This is a genomic window from Paenibacillus sp. FSL R7-277, assembly GCF_000517965.1.
Classification (GTDB): domain Bacteria; phylum Bacillota; class Bacilli; order Paenibacillales; family Paenibacillaceae; genus Paenibacillus_AQ; species Paenibacillus_AQ silagei.
On the sequence record NZ_ASPX01000023.1, the window covers coordinates 44,983 to 63,018 of the forward strand.

The window sequence follows — 18,036 nt, forward strand, 5'->3', positions numbered from 1 at the left end:
GTCAACTCTCCTTTATTCCGATCCAGCTCGTCATTCTCCCAGTGACCCCGTTTTCCTTCCGGTACGAAAAGAACAGATCACTGTTACAGCTTGTACACCAAGTTGTACATTCGATATGAGTCGGCAATATTCCTGCTTTTATCATAATGCGTTGATTCAATTCTTTCAAGTTCAGCATCATTTTGCTGCTGTCTGTCTCCGATGGTCTATATACAGCCCGTGCGCCTTCCGCCGCATCCGGCAGGTTCAGCCTGGCCTCCAGCCGGCGGACAGGGTCCATCACGTAATCATCCACCTCATAGCAGCAGTCTCCGATGGAAGGCCCTATAGCGGCCTGTATGTCCTCTGGACGGGTCCCGTACGTCTGTCCCATGCGCTCCACCATCGCCGCCGCGATTTCCGCCACGGTCCCCTTCCAGCCTGCATGCGCCAGCCCTACCACGTGGTTCAGCGGATCATGGAAGAACAGCGGCACACAATCAGCGTAAAAAGAAGTCAGCAGCACCCCGGGCACATTCGTCAGCAGCCCGTCAGTGGCCTGAAAGGCAGAGGCCCGGTCCAGGCTGCCCCGGCCGCGTTCCTGTTCTGTAATGACTGCGATCTCTTTGCCGTGGGTCTGTTCCCCGCAGGTCCAGTCGGCCAGCCGGAATCCCAGACTCGCAGCCAGCAGGCTGCGGTTGGCCAGCACATCCGCCGGATCATCGCCTACATGAAAAGCACAATTGAAGCTGTCATAGGGCTTCGTTCCGCTGCCGCCTGCTCTGCCGGTGAAGCCTGCAGTAATGCTCCTATACGGCTCACGCCACGGCTCCAGATGCAGCAGCATGGGCGCTGTACCATTTTGCATAAACGGTTCCATCTCTTCACCTCCGCTTAAGTGTAACACACTCAGCCCCACAAAGTGGCGCAGCGCTCCGAAGCCTACTCAGGTACTTTGCGGGGGCCCCGAAAACATTCTCCTATGACTTTACCCATATCCGCAGAAAAAAGACGCACCTCATTAATAAGTGCGCCGTTCACTGCGGTCCGGCCGATCCAGGTACATCATCTCGCGGTCTTCCTGTCCCTGCGGCATGCGGGGCTCCTCCAGCTTCACGAGCACGACATCCGCACCAATCTTCACGATATTCCGCCACGGAATCACCAGATCAGCACCGCCGCCGAACAGCCCCATGAATCTGGTGTACCCCGGGACAATCACAGCGTCAATGACACCTCTACGCAAATCAAGCTCCAGATCGCTGATCTGGCCCAGCCGTTTACCGTCAACAATATTGATTACATCTTTGGTTTGAAAATCGGAGATTTTCATCTTTTTACCTGAAGCTGACGTTTCCTCAATCATCCTGCCACCCCTGTACATTCAGACCTATAGCTTCAGTATATGTCCTTAGGGCTTGGCCGCATGACTGTATTCCAGAGCCTCAGCGCCACGGATATATAAAAGGATATTCCGGCTAGCCGCTAGTTGCCGCCATCCGGAATATCCTCCGCTCATTTATAGATTGTGGTCAGGACTTTACATGCTTTTGCATTTGCTGGATCGCTGATTTCTCAAGCCGTGAGACCTGGGCCTGTGAGATGCCAATCTCGTCGGCGACCTCCATCTGGGTCTTGCCTTCGAAGAAGCGCATCGACAGAATGCGTTTCTCCCGCTGCCCCAGCCGCTGCATGGCCTCCCGGAGTGCAATCTCCTCAATCCACGAGACATCCTTATTCTTGTCGTCACTGATCTGATCCATCACATAGATCGGGTCCCCGCCGTCATGATAGATCGGCTCGAACAGGGATACCGGGTCCTGAATCGCATCAAGGGCGAAGACAACATCCTCCTTCGGAACGCCGAGCGCTTCAGATATTTCGAAGATCGTCGGCTCCCGCGAATTCTGGTTCGTCAGGCTGTCACGCACCTGCAGCGCCTTATAGGCAATGTCGCGCAGGGAGCGGGATACCCGGATCGGGTTGTTATCCCGCAAGTAGCGGCGGATCTCTCCGATGATCATCGGCACCGCATAGGTGGAGAACTTGACATTCTGCGATAAATCGAAATTATCGATGGCTTTCATGAGTCCGATGCAGCCTACCTGAAACAAATCATCCACGAACTCTCCACGATTATTGAACCTTTGAATCACGCTTAGCACAAGCCTGAGGTTGCCATTTACCAATTTCTCTCTGGCGGATCGCTCGCCCTGCTGCTGCAGCGAAGTGAACAATGCCCGCATTTCCACGTTCGTGAGAACAGGCAGCTTGGCGGTGTCCACACCGCAAATCTCGACTTTATTTCGGGTCATGATGATTAACCTCCCAAGGAGAAACATTACTGTACATTATCTCCCCGGTCCGGCATTTTATTCCTCAGCTTTCATCACTTACACCATCTTGTTGAACTCCTTGCGCAGCCGCTTGATAATTCGTTTCTCCAGGCGCGAAATATAGGATTGGGAGATGCCCAGCAGATCGGCCACATCCTTTTGCGTTTTTTCCTCGCCGCCCCGCAGTCCGAACCGCAGCTCCATAATCAGCCGTTCCCGCTCGCTGAGCTTCTCCAGCGCCTTCTGCAGCAGCTTACGGTCCACCTGCTCTTCGATGTTCCGGTAGATGGTATCGTTCTCCGTGCCCAGCACATCCGAGAGCAGCAGCTCGTTGCCGTCCCAGTCAATATTCAGCGGTTCATCAAAAGAAACCTCGCTTCTGGTCTTACTGTTCCGCCGCAGATACATCAGAATCTCATTCTCGATGCAGCGCGAGGCGTAGGTGGCCAGCTTGATTTTTTTCTCCGGATCAAAGGTGTTGACCGCCTTAATGAGTCCAATCGCGCCAATAGATACCAGATCCTCGATGTTAATGCCGGTGTTCTCGAATTTCCGGGCGATGTAGACCACCAGCCGCAGGTTGCGCTCAATCAGCATGGCCCGGACGGCCGCATCCCCGCTGGAGAGCCGCTGGAGCAGAAATTCCTCCTCCTCGCGTGTCAGCGGCGGCGGCAGCGCTTCACTTCCCCCGATATAATAAATCTCCTGGCTCTTCAGACCGAGCAGAAACAGCATGCGGTAATACTGCAGTTGCAGCACAAGCTTGAATTTGACCATTATTGTTCCTCCTATAGGTTACTTAGCCCATCACCTTGTCAGCCGGTGCTTCTGGAGCACTCTCTTTATGGGTCAGGTCAGGATGTATGACCGCCCGGTACGCGCCGTCTCCCGACAGTGTCCCGCCATCCAGCCCGATGAGTACCCTTGTGCTGCAAAAGGTATCACCGCCAAGCTCTATCCTCACCTTATCCGGCTTCAGCGCGAGCATGAAGGATGCCCCGCGGTTGACGCCTCTGTACGGCACCAGCCGCACTCTGTCCTGCCAGGCGAACGACTGCCCGTCCGTTTCCAGTACAAGTGTATCTGCACCCGTCTGGGTCAGCCTCCCTTTCCAGGAAGCCGGCAAATGGCCCTCCCACAGCGAGGCTTCCATCACCATCACCGGAATCCTCGTCAGCGGATCGCTGAGCCGGTTCCCGGTATCCAGCAGTCCGGGGCAGGTAACCGACACTCCGTCGATCTCCACCGTCACTTCGCCGATATAGGAATCCAGCTGCTCTCTGTGCCGGCGGGAGGACTGGATCAGCTTGAAGAGCAGCAGCACCAGCGGAAGCAGGGCAAGCACGAACCAGAACCCGATCTTCAGCCGGTAAGCTTGGCCTCCCGATGAGGTGAAGATCATGCCCTTCCAGAGGTCACCAGAGCTTTGCAGCAGATAATGAACGCCTATGATCCCTCCCGCCGCCGCAAAATTAATGATATAAAACGCCCCAAATGCCCGAAGATAGCTTTGCAGACTTCTAAATCCAAAGGCTATCCAGATCATCAAAACCGATAAACCGAATTTGACGAGAAAGGTATACAGAAAGGACAGCTCCGGTACGAACATCATGACGACATAGAGTGCACCCGCCAGCGCTGAGAGAGTCAGGCGCCACCAGGATACCTTGTGCTTCACCAGCCAGCTTGTCAGCCACAGCAGGACTCCGTCGATCAGCAGATTGGCGGCAAAAATCAAGTCAATATACACAACCATCGCTCTCACCTGCCTGCAAGCGGATATCTATCCGGAGGCCGGGGTGCAGGCTCTCTTTTTAGACGATAAGATTAGTATAGAAACTCCCGCATCCAAAGTCTGTCTAAACATGGGGGGCGTTCTTGCAGTTTTTTTGTCGAGTTATGGGCCTTGAGAGGAACTTCAGCGCACAACAAAAGCCAGCCTTAAGCGGCTGGCTTCATGCGTATCGTATTTAATTGTTGATAGATTTCAACTCTTCTTCGGAGAGTCCGGTTGCCTTCTGCACTGAAGAATAATCCATTCCCATAGACAGGAGATTCTTTGCTATTACCCGCTTGGCCTCTAGTTCACCCGCCGCAGTTCCCTTAGCGAAGCCTTCGCGCAGCGCACCATCCCGCTGCGAGGCTTCGTCCATCAGAAACTTCTGGCGGTCCTCATATTTACGGCGGGCTTCTGAATCCTGGCTCAGAAATTCCAGCGTCTCCATCGCCTTCTTCAAGGCTGGCTCGTTCATTTGCAGCACCTCCCAATCAGAGTAGTCAATCCCTTTTAGAAATAACAGCCAGTTCACAAGGCCGCCCTCGCCGGGTATAAGCGGCTGGTTCAACTTGGGCAGCTCCAGGAAATGAATCTCGATATCGTCTGTCAGCGGCGCTCCGCTGCTGTCCTCCCGCAAATGAAATACACTATGGGTATGTTCATTGGGCAGCACCTTATAATTCAGAATGTTGATCGTCACGCACTTCTTGAGATCAATATATTTGCCGTTGACCTGAAGCTGGCCGGCATACCGTTTGCTCCAATAATACAACGTGCGTTTCTCAATATCATATTTGTTGAAAAGCTGCATCTCGATGTTGATTAGCTTGCCGTCAACCGTCTTCGCCCATATATCAAATATCGCCTGCTTATCCAGCGGATCATCCTTATCCGTATAAGGATTAAGCAGCACTACTTCCTCCAGCGGAAGATCGCCCGCATCCAAGAATATCCGGTTCAGAAAAGCGAGCAGTACATCCTTGTTGCCCTCGCTTGCAAATATCCGCTTAAATACAAAATCCACCCGGGGGTCCAGCATTTCCATGGTATCGTCTCCCGTTAACGTTATTATACAGCCTGAAAAGCAAAAAAACACCATACCCCGCAGTTCAAAGCTGCGTGATACGGTGCTTCCGTAACAGTCAAAGCTATAATCGCTATTAATGGCTCTTAATCATTATTGCCGCGTGTCCGGTTGCGCAGGAAGGTCGGAATATCCAGCTGATCAGAGCTTGTCTGATTCCCGAATGGACGAAGATTCTCACTCTTGCTCTTATTATCAGCAGATGGTTCGCTGTTTGCCGCAGGACGGCGTACAGGAGCTATGGGAGAAGGCTTGTGTTCAAAACCGGTCGCAATAACCGTAACCTTGATCTCGTCCTTCATGCTCTCTTCGATAATGGCACCGAAGATCATATTCACTTCAGGGTCCGAAGCAGAGGTAACAATCTCGGCGGCTTCATTCACTTCGTACAGGGAGAGGTTAGAGCCGCCTGTAATATTCATAATGACGCCGCGCGCACCTTCGATGGAGGTTTCAAGCAGCGGGCTCATAATCGCCTTGCGGGCCGCCTCAGATGCCCGGTTCTCGCCGGTGGCAATCCCGATGCCCATAAGCGCTGAACCGCGCTCCGTCATAATCGTCTTTACATCGGCAAAGTCAAGGTTGATCAGGCCGGGAACCTGAATAAGGTCGGAGATGCCTTGTACCGCCTGACGGAGTACATTGTCCGCTTCACGGAAGGCTTCGAGCATTGGAGTCTTCTTATCCACAATTTCCAGGAGGCGGTCATTCGGAATCACAATCAGCGTATCAACCTTTTCCTTGAGCGCTTCGATTCCAAGCTCTGCCTGGTTGGCACGTTTTCTGCCTTCAAAAGTGAACGGGCGGGTCACGACGCCTACCGTCAATGCTCCGCATTCTCTGGCGATTTCGGCAATGACAGGCGCTGCGCCTGTTCCGGTACCGCCGCCCATGCCTGCGGTAACGAAGACCATATCCGCGCCCTTCAGCGTATTCGAGATCAGATCGCGGGATTCCTCTGCCGCCTTCTTGCCGACCTCAGGATTCGCTCCTGCGCCAAGTCCGCGGGTCAATTTATCTCCGATTTGTAATTTATGCTCCGATTTGGCCATATGCAGCGCTTGGGCGTCTGTATTAACCGTGATGAACTCAACACCCTGAACGCCATTTTCAATCATCCGGTTCACAGCGTTGCTTCCGCCGCCGCCGACGCCGATGACTTTTATTTGCGCCAAACTCTCCATTTCAAAATCAAATTCCAACATATTGTTTCCATCTCCCCCTCGAGTAGTGCTTGGATGGCCAGTCCAAGTATATCTGGATTACACTTATATGAACTCGCTAAACATATTCTTTAGTCGTTCCACCAGACCCGGCTTCTTGGAAGAATCCTGAACCGGCGCTGCGCTCTGCTTGCTGCGGTTAACGGTCTTCTTGTTGGCACTTCCGCCGCTGCTCCGTCCGCGGTAGTTACGTACCACATTATGAAGAATGCCTACGCCGCCGGTGAAGCCGGGGTCGCGTACTCCAATATAATCCGGAACAGCGATCCGTACGGAGGCTGCCAGCTCGTTCTGGGCTACCTTAAGCACCCCAGGCATCGATACTGTGCCACCCGTAAGTATATAACCTCCCGGGAGCTCCGTATAACCAAGCCGCTTCACTTCCTGGCGGATCAGGTGGAAGATTTCCTGGACTCTCGGCTCGATAATCGCAGCCAGATCTTCCTGGTTGAATTCCTTCTCTACATTGCTGCCGATACGCAGGACCTTGAAGACGACCTCCGAAGCGGCATCGTCGATCCAGGCACAGCCGTATTTCAGCTTGACCTTCTCGGCCTGGTCGGTAAGTGTCCGAAGTCCATACGCAATATCATTGGTTATGAATTCTCCTCCGATCGGAATCGTGGAGGTTGCACTAAGGGAACCTTCTTCATATACGGCTATCGTGGCTTGTCCGGCACCTATATCCACCAGTACAGCACCCATCGATTTCTCATCTTTGGAGAGCGCTAATCCGCCAGCCCCGAGAGACATAAGGACAAGATCTTTAACCTTCAGACCTGATTTCTCCACGCAGCGGAGCAGATTATGTATGGGGGTTTTGGCACCGGTAATGATCGTGGCCTCCACTTCCAGGCGGACGCCAATCATTCCGCGCGGGTCCTGAATGCCTTCTAGGCCGTCGACGATATACTGCTTGGCGACAACATCAATGACCTCGCGTTCCGGCGGGAGTGCAATAACCTCCGCTGCCTTGATTACGCGGTCGATGTCATCTTCGCCGATCTCACGGTCCTCATTCTGAACGGCAACTACGCCGTGGCTGGATTGCAGGCCGATATGATTGCCGGATATGCCGACATACACCTCGGATATTTGAATACCGACCATTTGCTCCGCATGCTCTACGGCACTCCTGATCGATTGCACAGTCTGATCGATGTCTACAATCGCACCCTTGCGTATCCCTTCCGAATCAGCAGATCCAACGCCAATAATATTGAAGGTTCCACTAGTAACTTCCCCGATTATTGCCCGAACTTTGGATGTACCGATGTCCAAACTAACAATGATGTCATTGTTGCTCAAGCCCTATGGCACCTCCTGTTATAATCATAATAAACATGTCTTTGATCCCGGTCGCGGGAAACATCTCTGTACATATTCAACATCCCTAATCCTTTCCCTCTTTTTTCAACAAATTTTTTGAGAGGAATAATATGACAAGGTATTCACGTGCAGGCAGACGCTCTCCGCTTAGCGGGATCAGCACCTGACATTCAAATAAGAAAAACAAGAGAACAGCGGCTATATCCTGGATTGCATCTCAAAAAATCCGCAGAAAAAAGAGGGATATTGCTTATTACCCGTAAAACAGATTGTAGCATTTATTCCGCTCTATTAGTAGGGACTATTTACTCTTGTGCATCTGCGTCTTCTCCGGTGTCCCCAGCTTCAGAATGGAAGGGAACATAGGAATCAGCCTCCAGCATTTTGATCAGTCCCGGCTCCTCCGTCTGAATCACCTGATTCAAATAGCCTACTTTATCCTTCAGCAGTGAAATGGCCGTTATGACCTCAAAGCGTGAACGTGTGTAGAGCTTGATCCGGTCAGGAAAAGATAACGTCGGAGAAGGTACAATCTCCGATATATCACTGGTCAGCTCATTCGGAATGCCGGCCAGCGCCTGGCACAGCTTGGTCTTATAAGGATCGTCAGCCTTCCAGTTAGTCAATATCGGCTTCTCTACAGCAATTCCGGTATCCGTCACAGAGACGGCGGCTCCGCTTGACAGAATAGCCTCCAGCACGCCTGCCTGGTCCAGTTCATAAGCAACCGCCGGGTACTCCTTCACAGTGATCGTAACCACACCGGGGAACTTCTTGCTGACCTGCGCCTCCTGAACCGTATTCAGCTTCTCCAGTGCCTCCCCCACGGAATCTCCGGAGACTGCGAAGAACTGTCCTCCGATCTTCAGGCCGCTTGCAGCCAGCAGCTGCTCACGGGACGTATATTTATCCCCCTGCATTTCAATGGCTGTAATCTTGCTGATCGACGAACGGAAGAAGATTACAGCCAGCAGCGCAGTAAACAGCAGTGCCAGGATGATGATGATTTTACGGTTTTTTCTCTTGCTAGGCTTGTCCTCTTTCAAAAGAGGTATTCGCGTTTTTGGCATTCTCATATCTCCGTAATAAGGCCCTGTCTCCTTCCTCACGGCTACGCCGAAGGAGACAGGGAGCTTTAATTGGCCAAATCCAGCGGGTCAGGCACCGGCACCTTGCGGCTAATGCGCGCCCCCAGCTTTTGAAACAATAATTCGATGCCGTCATATCCCCGGTCAATATGATGCGCCTGCTCTACAATAGTCGTTCCCTGAGCAGCCAGCCCGGCGATTACAAGGGCTGCTCCTGCCCGCAGGTCAGTAGCCTCAACCGTTGCCCCATACAACCTCTTAACGCCGCGTATGAATGCCCTGTTCAGATCAATGGAGATATCGGCTCCCATCCGGGCCATCTCCTCCACATGCTTGAAGCGCCCTTCGAAGACCGTTTCTTTAATCACACTGAATCCTTCCGCCAGGGACAATAGAACCATAACCTGAGACTGCAGGTCCGTAGGAAAGGACGGATACGGAGAGGTAACAATTCGCTCAACCGCACGGGGACGTCCCATACAGCTGATATTAATTATATCATTGCACACTGTAATTTGAACACCGGCGCGCCTCAGGATGTGGATCAGGGAGGTCAAATGTCCTGCATTGGTGTGTGTCAGCGTCACATTGCCCCGCGTGGCGGCGGCGGCGATCATCACGGTTCCGGCAACAATCCGGTCGGGGATCACCTCATAGCTGCAGGCATGGAGCTTGCGGACACCCTGAATGGTGATCGTATCCGTCCCTGCGCCGATAATCTGTGCCCCCATCGCATTGAGGAAGTTCTGCAGGTCCTGGATTTCCGGCTCTCTCGCTGCCCCGGAGACGGTGGTCGTGCCCTCTGCCATGGCGGCGGCCATCATGATATTCTCCGTGGCGCCCACGCTGGGATAATCCAGATGGATATCACAGCCTCTCAAGCTAGCAGCCCGGCAGCAGATCCGGCCGCCCGTCTCCTCAATCTCTGCCCCGAGCAGCTTCAGGCCCTGCAGGTGGAGGTCGATCTTGCGCTCCCCGATGGCACAGCCCCCCGGCTGATAGATCGTCACTTCCCCGAACTTGGCCAAAAGCGGGCCCATCAGGAATATGGAGGATCTCATCTGCCGCATCAGGTCCTCCGGAACATGAGAGGTCAGGAGAAAGGACGTATCGACGGTGACCGTCTCCTCTTCATGTACTGTCCTGCAGCCCAGCCGCTGCAGAATATGCAGCATCGTTTCGATGTCCAGCAGCTTCGGCACATTATGCAGTGAGTGAACTCCTTCGGCCAGCAGGCTGGCTGCCAGAATCGGCAGTGCCGCATTTTTTGCTCCATGGATACGTATGGTGCCTGACAGGGGGTTTCCGCCCTCAATCACCAATTTGTCCAATGTATCACCTCCGAGATTACCGCTCACCCACCGTAAGCACTTCCTGCACCACGGTCCTGCAGAATCGGCCGGAACGAACTCCGTTTCCGAATCTCAGACATCAAGAAGCGCTCTGGGTGATTGTCACGATTATAGGATCATCCTATGTTCGGAGCTCCGTGTGTGTGACAATGTCAGCCCGGATTCTAGCGTCCCCGTCCTGCAGCCAGCCTGCGGAGCTCGCTGACAACCAGGGAGGCGGAATCTCTTTTACCGAGGCGTCTAGAGGCCTCCGACATGCTGTGACGCAGCGTATCCGCTCCGATGATCTTCTGAACCGCTGTGAACAGTGCCTCGCCGCTTAAGTCCTTCTCCAGCAGTACCACTGCCGCACCTTCACCTTCCAGCGCTCTGGCGTTGGCTTCCTGATGATTGTTCGTTACATTGGGAGACGGAATGAGGACAGAGGGTATGCCAAGCGCGGTAATCTCTGCGAGAAAAGAGGCGCCTGCCCGGTTCACGATCAGGGAAGTGCAGGCCAGCACCTCAGGCATATTGTGAATGTAAGGGAGGACATGCAGCCAGTTCGGAATACCGCCCAGCTGCTCGCGTACTGCTTTGCGGGTATCCTCGAAGTAAGACTCTCCGGTGACATACACATAGTGAACACCATTACCCTTACCCACAAAGGGTGCCATTTCAATCATGGCACGGTTAATCGCCTTGGCTCCCCCGCTTCCTCCCACAACCAGTACCACCGTGCTTCCTTCGGGGATACCGAGTGAAGCGAAGCCGCGTTGCGGATTAGCCGTCATGACCGTAGTGGCCCGGGGATTGCCTGTATAGATTACATTCTTGGCCCCGGGAAAAGCCGGCTCTGTGCCTTCAAAGCTCACCGCGACCGTGCTGGCATACCGGCTGAGAAAGCGGTTGGTCAGTCCCGGAATCGCGTTCTGTTCATGGATCAGCGTCGGGATGCCTAGCCGGGAGGCTGCATACACCACAGGTCCGCAGACATAACCCCCGGTGCCGACAACCACATCAGGCTTGAACTCGCGCAACATAGCTTTGGAGGCTTTGACCCCCTTCAGGAACCGCATGACCGTCTTCACATTATCCATCGACAGCTTGCGGCGGAAGCCTGTAATATCAATGGACTGGAAAGGCAGATTCTCCTGGGGAACCAGCTTGCTCTCCAGACCTCGCTTGCCTCCTATATACAGGAAGACAGAATCCGCATCTTCGGATTCCAGTTGTCTGGCTACGGCTACGGCAGGATAGATATGTCCTCCTGTGCCGCCGCCGCTAAGTACAATACGCATGTCTTTCACCTCGCATAACGGGATAAATTAAGCAGAATGCCAAGAGCTGTGAGCATCAGGGTGAGCGATGAGCCGCCATAGCTGATGAGCGGAAGCGTGATGCCGGTTACCGGAATCAGGCCGATTACCACACCGATGTTGATGACGACCTGAACCGCCACCATACAGACGATTCCTACGGCAAGATAGCTGCCGAAGCGGTCCGGCAGGCTCATGGCTACCTTCATTCCGCGCCAGATCAGCAGCAGGAACAGCAGCAGCACGGCCAGCCCTCCGATGAATCCCAGCTCCTCGGCCAATATGGAGAAAATAAAATCAGTCTGCGGCTCCGGGACATAGCTGTATTTTTGCCGGCTCATCCCGAAGCCCAGTCCGCCCAGCCCGCCGGGACCCACCGCGTAGAGCGACTGAATGATCTGATAACCCGCGCCCAGCGGATCGGACCACGGGTCCAGGAAGGCGGTGATCCGCTGCAGCCGGTAAGGCGCAGCGGCAATGAGTCCGGCGAACCCGGCCAGCCCCAGCGCACCGAGGGAAAGCAGATGCTTCATCCGCGCCCCCGCTGTGAAGACCATCATCATAGCCGCGCCGAACATGACAGTGCCTGTGCCGAGATCCGGCTGAAGCATAATCAATGCGAACGCGGAGCCGATCAGCGCCAGCGGCGGAAGCAGCCCGCGCATGAAGCTGGAGATGTCGTACTCCTCGGTTCCAAGCCACTTGGCCAGGAAGAGGATCATCCCCATTTTCATGAATTCCGAGGGCTGAATGCCGAAGGAGCTGATGCCGAGCCAGCTGCGCGCACCTCCGCGAACCACTCCGATGCCTGGAATCAGCACCAGCACCAGCAGGGCGAAGCACACGAGCAGGAGCGGCCGGGCGAATCTCTTCAGCACCAGGTAATCGGTGTTCGCCGTAATGAACATCGCGATGAGGCCCAGGCCTGCGAACAGCATCTGTCTTTTGACAAAATAAAACGAATCGCCATAATTGCGGAAGCCCAGAACGGACCCGGCACTGTATACCATTACCATACCGATAGCCAGTAAAGCCAGTATCGGAAGCAGCAGCCAGATATCGGGCGCATGACGGGATTTGTTCATCAGGAGCACACCTCTTGCATCCGTAGTAGGGGCTTATCCACCCCCCTACTTAAAGGTTATGCACCGCCTCTTTAAAAATACGCCCGCGCTCCTCATAGGAGGTAAACATATCCCAGCTGGCACAGGCAGGGGACAGGAGAACTACATCCCCAGCTTCCGCCAAGGCGGAAGCCTCCCGCACAGCCTGCTCCAGCACGGCAGCGGCACTCTCCCCATTATCGACGGAGATGACCGTCTTTACTCCTGCCAGCCGGGCTACAGCCGCCAGCTTGTCCCGGGTCTGCCCAAGCGTCACCAGGGCTTTGACATTCTCTCCGAGGACAGGCAGCAGCTCCATATAATCCGAGCCGCGGTCCAGGCCCCCGGCAATCAGAATGACCGGCTTCCGGAAGGAGGTCAGCGCCATGGAGGTAGCTTTGGAATTGGTAGCCTTGGAATTGTTATAATAGGCGGCCCCTGCCTTGTCTGTTACATACTCCAGCCTGTGCTCCACCCCGCGGAAGGAAGCCAGCACCGGACCCAGCACCGCCGGGTCCGCTCCTGCGGCAATAGCAATGCCGCAGGCAGCCAGCGCATTCCCCACATTGAAACGGCCGGGAAGTCCGATAGAATCGACATCGGCTATTTCGGTCTCGCTCTCAGTGTAATCGCGGTAGATAATGACCCGCTTCAGCTCGTCTGCCGTATCCGCCACGTAGGACGGGCGGACGAAGATGCCCTGCACCAGCTCCTCGTTCATGGAGAAGGGCAGAATGCCCGCCTTCAGATAGGGCACCAGCTCGCGGCAGACCGGATCATCCCAGTTCAGCACAGCGGTGTCCTCCGGTCCCTGATTGGCGAACAGCTTGGATTTGGAGGCTACATAATCCTCCATGCCTCCATGGTAGTCCAGGTGGGTCTCAGCGACATTCAGCAAGGCAGCAATCTTGGGCCGGAACGCTTCCGTGCCCTTCAGCTGGAAGCTGCTTAGCTCGACCACCATCCAGTTGTCCGCGTCAGCCTCCTGTGCGGCCTGAGAGAGCGGCGTTCCTATGTTCCCGGCCACAATGGGGCGCATCCCTGCTGCCTCCAGCATATGACCCACCCAGGTCGTTGTAGTGGTCTTGCCGTTGGAACCGGTGATGCCGATCATCGGGGCAGCGCAGAGATGATAAGCTACCTCTACCTCGGTCACCACCTCAATTCCCAGCTCCAGCGCCTGCTGCACCGGAGCGACCGAATAAGGAATCCCCGGATTCTTCACAACCAGCTGAACACCCTCATGGATCAGGCTCTCCGGATGCCCGCCGCATAGAACAGAAATTCCCAAAGATTCCAGTTCGGAAGCTTCGGGACTCTGATCTCTTTCCTTTTTATCATTGACCGTCACCACAGCGCCGTGTTCGTGCAGCACCTTGGCCACCTGGACGCCGCTTTTGGCGAGCCCCAGGACGACCACCTCTTGACCACGGTACAGATCCGGATGTTTCATTCGTTACAACCCCTTGATGAGATATAGTCCAGCTGCCGCCAGCACGAGGCCCACCGCCCAGAAGGAGACGACTACACGCCACTCCGACCAGCCGCCCAGCTCAAAGTGATGATGGATCGGGCTCATTCTGAATACCCGTTTGCCGCGCGTCTTAAACGAAGCGACCTGAATAATTACGGACAGCATTTCAACCACGAAGACTCCGCCAATCACCACAAAGAGCAGCTCGGTCTTGGTGACAATAGCAATCGCGCCAATCGCCCCGCCGATCCCGAAGGAGCCGAAATCACCCATGAACACCTTGGCAGGATGGGCATTGAATACGAGAAAGCCAAGCACTGCGCCAATCATCGCAGCGGCACAGACACCAGCGGCAATCGAGGTTGCCTGCATGGCTACCACCGCGAAGGCAGCGAGCGCAATTGCGCTTACGCCTGATAGCAGACCATCCACACCGTCCGTGAAGTTAACTGCATTCGTGACCGCCATCATCATCAGCACAATGAACGGATAATAGAACCAGGGGCCCCAGTCGAAGCTGAAGGAGGTTCCCGGAACGCTGATATTCGTACTATGTCCGGCCGAGATCAGCAGGACGCTGAGCACGACGCCGACCAGCAGCTGGCCCAGAAGCTTCTGGCGCGCCGTAAGGCCGAGGGAGCGCTTGAACACAATTTTGATATAATCATCCAGAAATCCAATGAGTCCATAACCCAGTGTAGCGGCCAGCAGTACATAGAAATCCGAATTAATGACCGAGAATTTCAGAAAAGACAGCGTGAACGCGACCATGATAATTACGCCGCCCATGGTAGGGGTTCCCGCCTTTTTCAAATGGGTCTGGGGCCCGTCGTCACGAACCTGCTGTCCCAGCTTAAGCCGGCGCAGCAGCGGTATGATCAGCGGAGCGGCAATGACCGCAAGGATAAAGGACACAGCAATAGTCAGCAGAAGTAATTGATAATCCATGGGTACACCCCTCCTTAGTTAGCATTCGCTTCAGAATGTTCTTTCAAGCGGTGGAGCACTTCTTCCAGCCGCATCCCTCTGGATGCTTTGAACAACACAACATCATCATTGCCGCACATCGCAGTCAAGGCATTGATCAAGGCTTCTTTATCTGTAAAAGCATAGATATGCCCGGCCTCGAACCGCTCCGAGGCCGCCGCCGCAAGCTGCGCCGACAGCGGCCCGAAGGTGAATACATCATCCGTCAGCTCCGGGTCGAGATAGCTGCCGATCTGCCGGTGGAACTGAAGCTCCTCCGGCCCGAGTTCCAGCATGTCCCCCAGCACCGCGATTCTGCGGCCGCTGCATTTCATGGACTGCAGCACATCAATCGCCGCTCTCATGGACGTAGGGCTGGCATTATAGGCATCATTCAAGAGCACCAGCCCGCTTGCCGCCTGAATAACCTCAATCCGCATACCGGTCAGCTTGAGGCCGCTTAGTCCTTCTGCCATATTCTCATCGGTCACCTTATAATGACGCGCCACTGCAAGCGCAGCGAGCGCATTAATTACATTATGCTGCCCCGGCAGCGGAAGGGTGAAGGCCCGCTCCCCATGCTGCAGCGAGGTGAAGGTCATTCCCCCGCTGTGCGTCATCAGGCCGGTCGGATAATCATCATTGTCATCCGACTGCCCGAAGCGGAAGGTTAGCAGCCCTTCAGGCGTGCGGAAGCCTGGCTCTGCCAGAACCTCGGCAAGCAGCGGCTCATCCCCGTTATAGATCAGCAGCCCGCCCGGCTGAAGTCCGTCCACAATCTCCAGCTTAGCTCTGGCAATCTCCTTGCGGGAGCCAAGCTGAAGCAGATGGGATTCGCCGACATTGGTAATTACCGCTACGTCAGGAGAAGCGAGCAGAGACAGCAGGGCGATCTCTCCCCGTGAGCTCATGCCCATCTCCAGCACAGCGATCTCAACATCGCTGTCCATGGAGAGAATCGTAAGCGGCAGGCCGATATGATTGTTGAAGTTCCCTTGGGTCTTGTGTACCTTGTACTGCACTTCCAGCAATGCCGTAATCATATCCTTGGTCGTCGTCTTGCCGTTGCTTCCCGTTACGGCAACCACCTGGGGGGCCACCTCGGCCAAATAGGCGGAGGACAGCTTCTGCAGTGCCGCTAAAGTGTCCTCTACCAGAATAACCCCGCCGCCTGCGGGTGCAGGCCCCTTATCCCTCTGCCAGAGGGTAGCGGCAGATCCTGCCGCCAGCGAAGCGGCCGCATAGTGATGGCCGTCGAAGTTCTCTCCAACGAGCGGGACGAACAGGCAGTCCTGCGATATTTTGCGCGAGTCGGTTACGACTCCCTTAATCTCTATATCCTTAGCTTCGGACGAGGACAGCTCTCCTCCGCACATTTCCGCGACGTTATGCAATGTTCTAATAATCAATAGCTTCGGCCCCTTATCACTTCTTTGGCAACGATGCGGTCATCGAAGTCATGAACGACTCCCTTGATCAGCTGATAGGTCTCATGACCTTTCCCCGCAATCAATACTACATCGCCGGGGCTTGCCATTTCAATAGCTTTTGTGATGGCTTCCCTCCGGTCCGGAATCATCTCATAGCGCTCACGCGCCACGCCATCCTCACGCAGGCCCGCCTCAATATCAGCCAGAATCTGCAGCGGGTCCTCCGTCCGCGGGTTGTCGGAGGTGACTAGCACATGGTCGCTGTATTTCGCAGCTATTTTGCCCATGAGTGGCCGTTTGGTCGTATCGCGGTCCCCGCCGCAGCCGAAGACAGTAAGCACCTTGCCCGCAGCGAATTCACATACCGCCTTCAGCACATTCTCCAGACCGTCCGGCGTATGCGCATAATCAACGATCACCGCGAAATCCTGCCCGGCATCCACCGATTCGACACGGCCGTCCACGCCGGCAACCGACTCCAGACTGGCCTTGATGTCCGCAAGCGGCACATCCTCCAGCAGCGCAGCCGTAATAGCCGCAAGCGCATTATAGACGTTGAACTTGCCGACCATGCGAAGCGAAATATCCGTCTCACCCTTAAACGTCTCCACGTGGAAAAAAGTTCCTTTGGCGGTGATCGATATTTGCGAGGCCCGGACATTGGCAGCCTTGTCGATACCATATGTAATGACCTCCGCTGCGGTCTGGGTGGCAAAATAGGCGCTGGCTTCATCGTCAGCATTCAGCACGGCATACTTGCGTTCTTCCTTCCACGGGGAGATCACGTTGCCGAGCCGCGAGAAGAACAAGCCCTTCACTGCACGGTACTCCTCCATCGTATGGTGGTAATCCAGGTGATCCTGGGTCAGATTCGTAAAGATCGCGGTGCGGTAGTCGGTCCCTTTCACCCGGCCCTGCTGGAGTGCATGGGAGGATACTTCCATTACACAGCACTGCACGCCCTTAAGCGCCATATGATTCAGGCTGCGCTGAAGCTCCAGCGACTCCTGTGTCGTACCGGACATCGGATAGCTCTGACCGTCATACCGCATCTGGATTGTACCGATCAGGCCGGTCTTCACCCCATGATCCTGCATGATCCGTTCAATCAGATACGTAGTCGTGGTCTTGCCGTTGGTACCGGTGATGCCGATCAGCTTCATCCGGCTGCTCGGTGAACCGAAGAAGGCATTGGACAGCACAGACATGGCATACCGGCAGTCATCCACCACGATCTGCGGCAGGTCAATGTCCAGCTTCCGTTCGCAGACCAGGGCAGCCGCGCCCTTGGTAGCAGCCTGAGGTGCGTAATCATGTCCGTCCACTGTATGTCCGGGCAGACAGATGAACAGATCGCCCGGACCCACCTTGCGTGAATCGGCCTGCAAATCCGAAATTTCTATGTCTCCGTCCCCATATAGATGGGCAGCGGCCAGACAAGAAGAGAGTTCTTTAATTAACATACCTATCCCTCACTCTGCATTTGTACTTGTAAGTTTTTCAGTATGGGATTACCGTGACTCCAGAGAAGTTTTGGGCTTCCGGCCGCTGTTGTCCCCAGATTTCTCTTAATCAAACCGCTGCTTGCGGTAGAAAT

Annotated in this window: 16 protein-coding genes; all 16 read right to left on the reverse strand. The window is 54.8% G+C overall.

The genetic code is table 11. From position 1 onward, the window contains the following. Position 1: 1 nt before the first annotated feature. Positions 2–859 carry a peptidoglycan editing factor PgeF gene (gene pgeF, locus C173_RS09300; protein WP_036724264.1) on the reverse strand — a complete coding sequence of 286 codons (858 nt, stop codon included), beginning with the start codon at positions 857–859 and terminating at the stop codon, positions 2–4. A 141-nt stretch (positions 860–1,000) separates the two neighbouring features. Beyond that, positions 1,001–1,312 (reverse strand): YlmC/YmxH family sporulation protein, encoded by a 312-nt coding sequence (locus C173_RS09305; RefSeq protein ID WP_235191841.1) that lies wholly within the window; start codon positions 1,310–1,312, stop codon positions 1,001–1,003. Between the two features lie 199 nt (positions 1,313–1,511). After that, positions 1,512–2,294 carry an RNA polymerase sporulation sigma factor SigG gene (gene sigG / locus C173_RS09310; protein WP_036690188.1) on the reverse strand — a complete coding sequence of 261 codons (783 nt, stop codon included), beginning with the start codon at positions 2,292–2,294 and terminating at the stop codon, positions 1,512–1,514. Positions 2,295–2,372: 78 nt separating this feature from the next. Next, positions 2,373–3,095 (reverse strand): RNA polymerase sporulation sigma factor SigE, encoded by a 723-nt coding sequence (gene sigE, locus C173_RS09315; RefSeq protein ID WP_036690190.1) that lies wholly within the window; start codon positions 3,093–3,095, stop codon positions 2,373–2,375. Between the two features lie 19 nt (positions 3,096–3,114). Then, positions 3,115–4,071, reverse strand: a complete 957-nt coding sequence (spoIIGA, locus tag C173_RS09320) for a sigma-E processing peptidase SpoIIGA (RefSeq protein ID WP_036724267.1) — start codon at positions 4,069–4,071, stop codon at positions 3,115–3,117. Between the two features lie 214 nt (positions 4,072–4,285). Beyond that, positions 4,286–5,137: an Rpn family recombination-promoting nuclease/putative transposase gene (locus C173_RS09325; protein ID WP_036724268.1), complete on the reverse strand. Its 852-nt coding sequence runs from the start codon at positions 5,135–5,137 to the stop codon at positions 4,286–4,288. A 125-nt stretch (positions 5,138–5,262) separates the two neighbouring features. Continuing rightward, positions 5,263–6,381: a cell division protein FtsZ gene (ftsZ, locus tag C173_RS09330; protein ID WP_036724269.1), complete on the reverse strand. Its 1,119-nt coding sequence runs from the start codon at positions 6,379–6,381 to the stop codon at positions 5,263–5,265. Positions 6,382–6,444: 63 nt separating this feature from the next. Continuing rightward, positions 6,445–7,707 carry a cell division protein FtsA gene (ftsA, locus tag C173_RS09335; protein ID WP_036690197.1) on the reverse strand — a complete coding sequence of 421 codons (1,263 nt, stop codon included), beginning with the start codon at positions 7,705–7,707 and terminating at the stop codon, positions 6,445–6,447. A gap of 326 nt (positions 7,708–8,033) precedes the next feature. Further along, a complete protein-coding gene (locus C173_RS09340; RefSeq protein ID WP_036724271.1) occupies positions 8,034–8,798 on the reverse strand; it encodes a cell division protein FtsQ/DivIB in 765 nt (254 codons plus the stop codon). Between the two features lie 65 nt (positions 8,799–8,863). Then, positions 8,864–10,147, reverse strand: a complete 1,284-nt coding sequence (murA, locus tag C173_RS09345; RefSeq protein ID WP_036724272.1) for a UDP-N-acetylglucosamine 1-carboxyvinyltransferase — start codon at positions 10,145–10,147, stop codon at positions 8,864–8,866. 185 nt (positions 10,148–10,332) lie between these two features. After that, positions 10,333–11,448 carry an undecaprenyldiphospho-muramoylpentapeptide beta-N-acetylglucosaminyltransferase gene (murG, locus tag C173_RS09350; RefSeq protein ID WP_036724274.1) on the reverse strand — a complete coding sequence of 372 codons (1,116 nt, stop codon included), beginning with the start codon at positions 11,446–11,448 and terminating at the stop codon, positions 10,333–10,335. Positions 11,449–11,453: 5 nt separating this feature from the next. After that, complete coding sequence (gene spoVE, locus C173_RS09355; RefSeq protein ID WP_036724276.1) at positions 11,454–12,551, reverse strand: stage V sporulation protein E; 1,098 nt, start codon at positions 12,549–12,551, stop codon at positions 11,454–11,456. Positions 12,552–12,600: 49 nt separating this feature from the next. After that, positions 12,601–14,022, reverse strand: coding sequence for a UDP-N-acetylmuramoyl-L-alanine--D-glutamate ligase (gene murD, locus C173_RS09360; RefSeq protein WP_036724277.1), 1,422 nt, complete (start codon positions 14,020–14,022; stop codon positions 12,601–12,603). A gap of 3 nt (positions 14,023–14,025) precedes the next feature. Continuing rightward, entirely contained in the window at positions 14,026–14,991 is a 966-nt protein-coding gene (gene mraY / locus C173_RS09365) for a phospho-N-acetylmuramoyl-pentapeptide-transferase (RefSeq protein ID WP_036724278.1), read from the reverse strand. 14 nt (positions 14,992–15,005) lie between these two features. Then, positions 15,006–16,415, reverse strand: coding sequence for a UDP-N-acetylmuramoyl-tripeptide--D-alanyl-D-alanine ligase (locus tag C173_RS09370; RefSeq protein WP_327196442.1), 1,410 nt, complete (start codon positions 16,413–16,415; stop codon positions 15,006–15,008). After that, positions 16,415–17,902 carry a UDP-N-acetylmuramoyl-L-alanyl-D-glutamate--2,6-diaminopimelate ligase gene (locus C173_RS09375; RefSeq protein ID WP_036724281.1) on the reverse strand — a complete coding sequence of 496 codons (1,488 nt, stop codon included), beginning with the start codon at positions 17,900–17,902 and terminating at the stop codon, positions 16,415–16,417. Before C173_RS09375 ends, C173_RS09370 begins: the two co-directional genes overlap by 1 nt. Positions 17,903–18,036 lie beyond the last annotated feature (134 nt).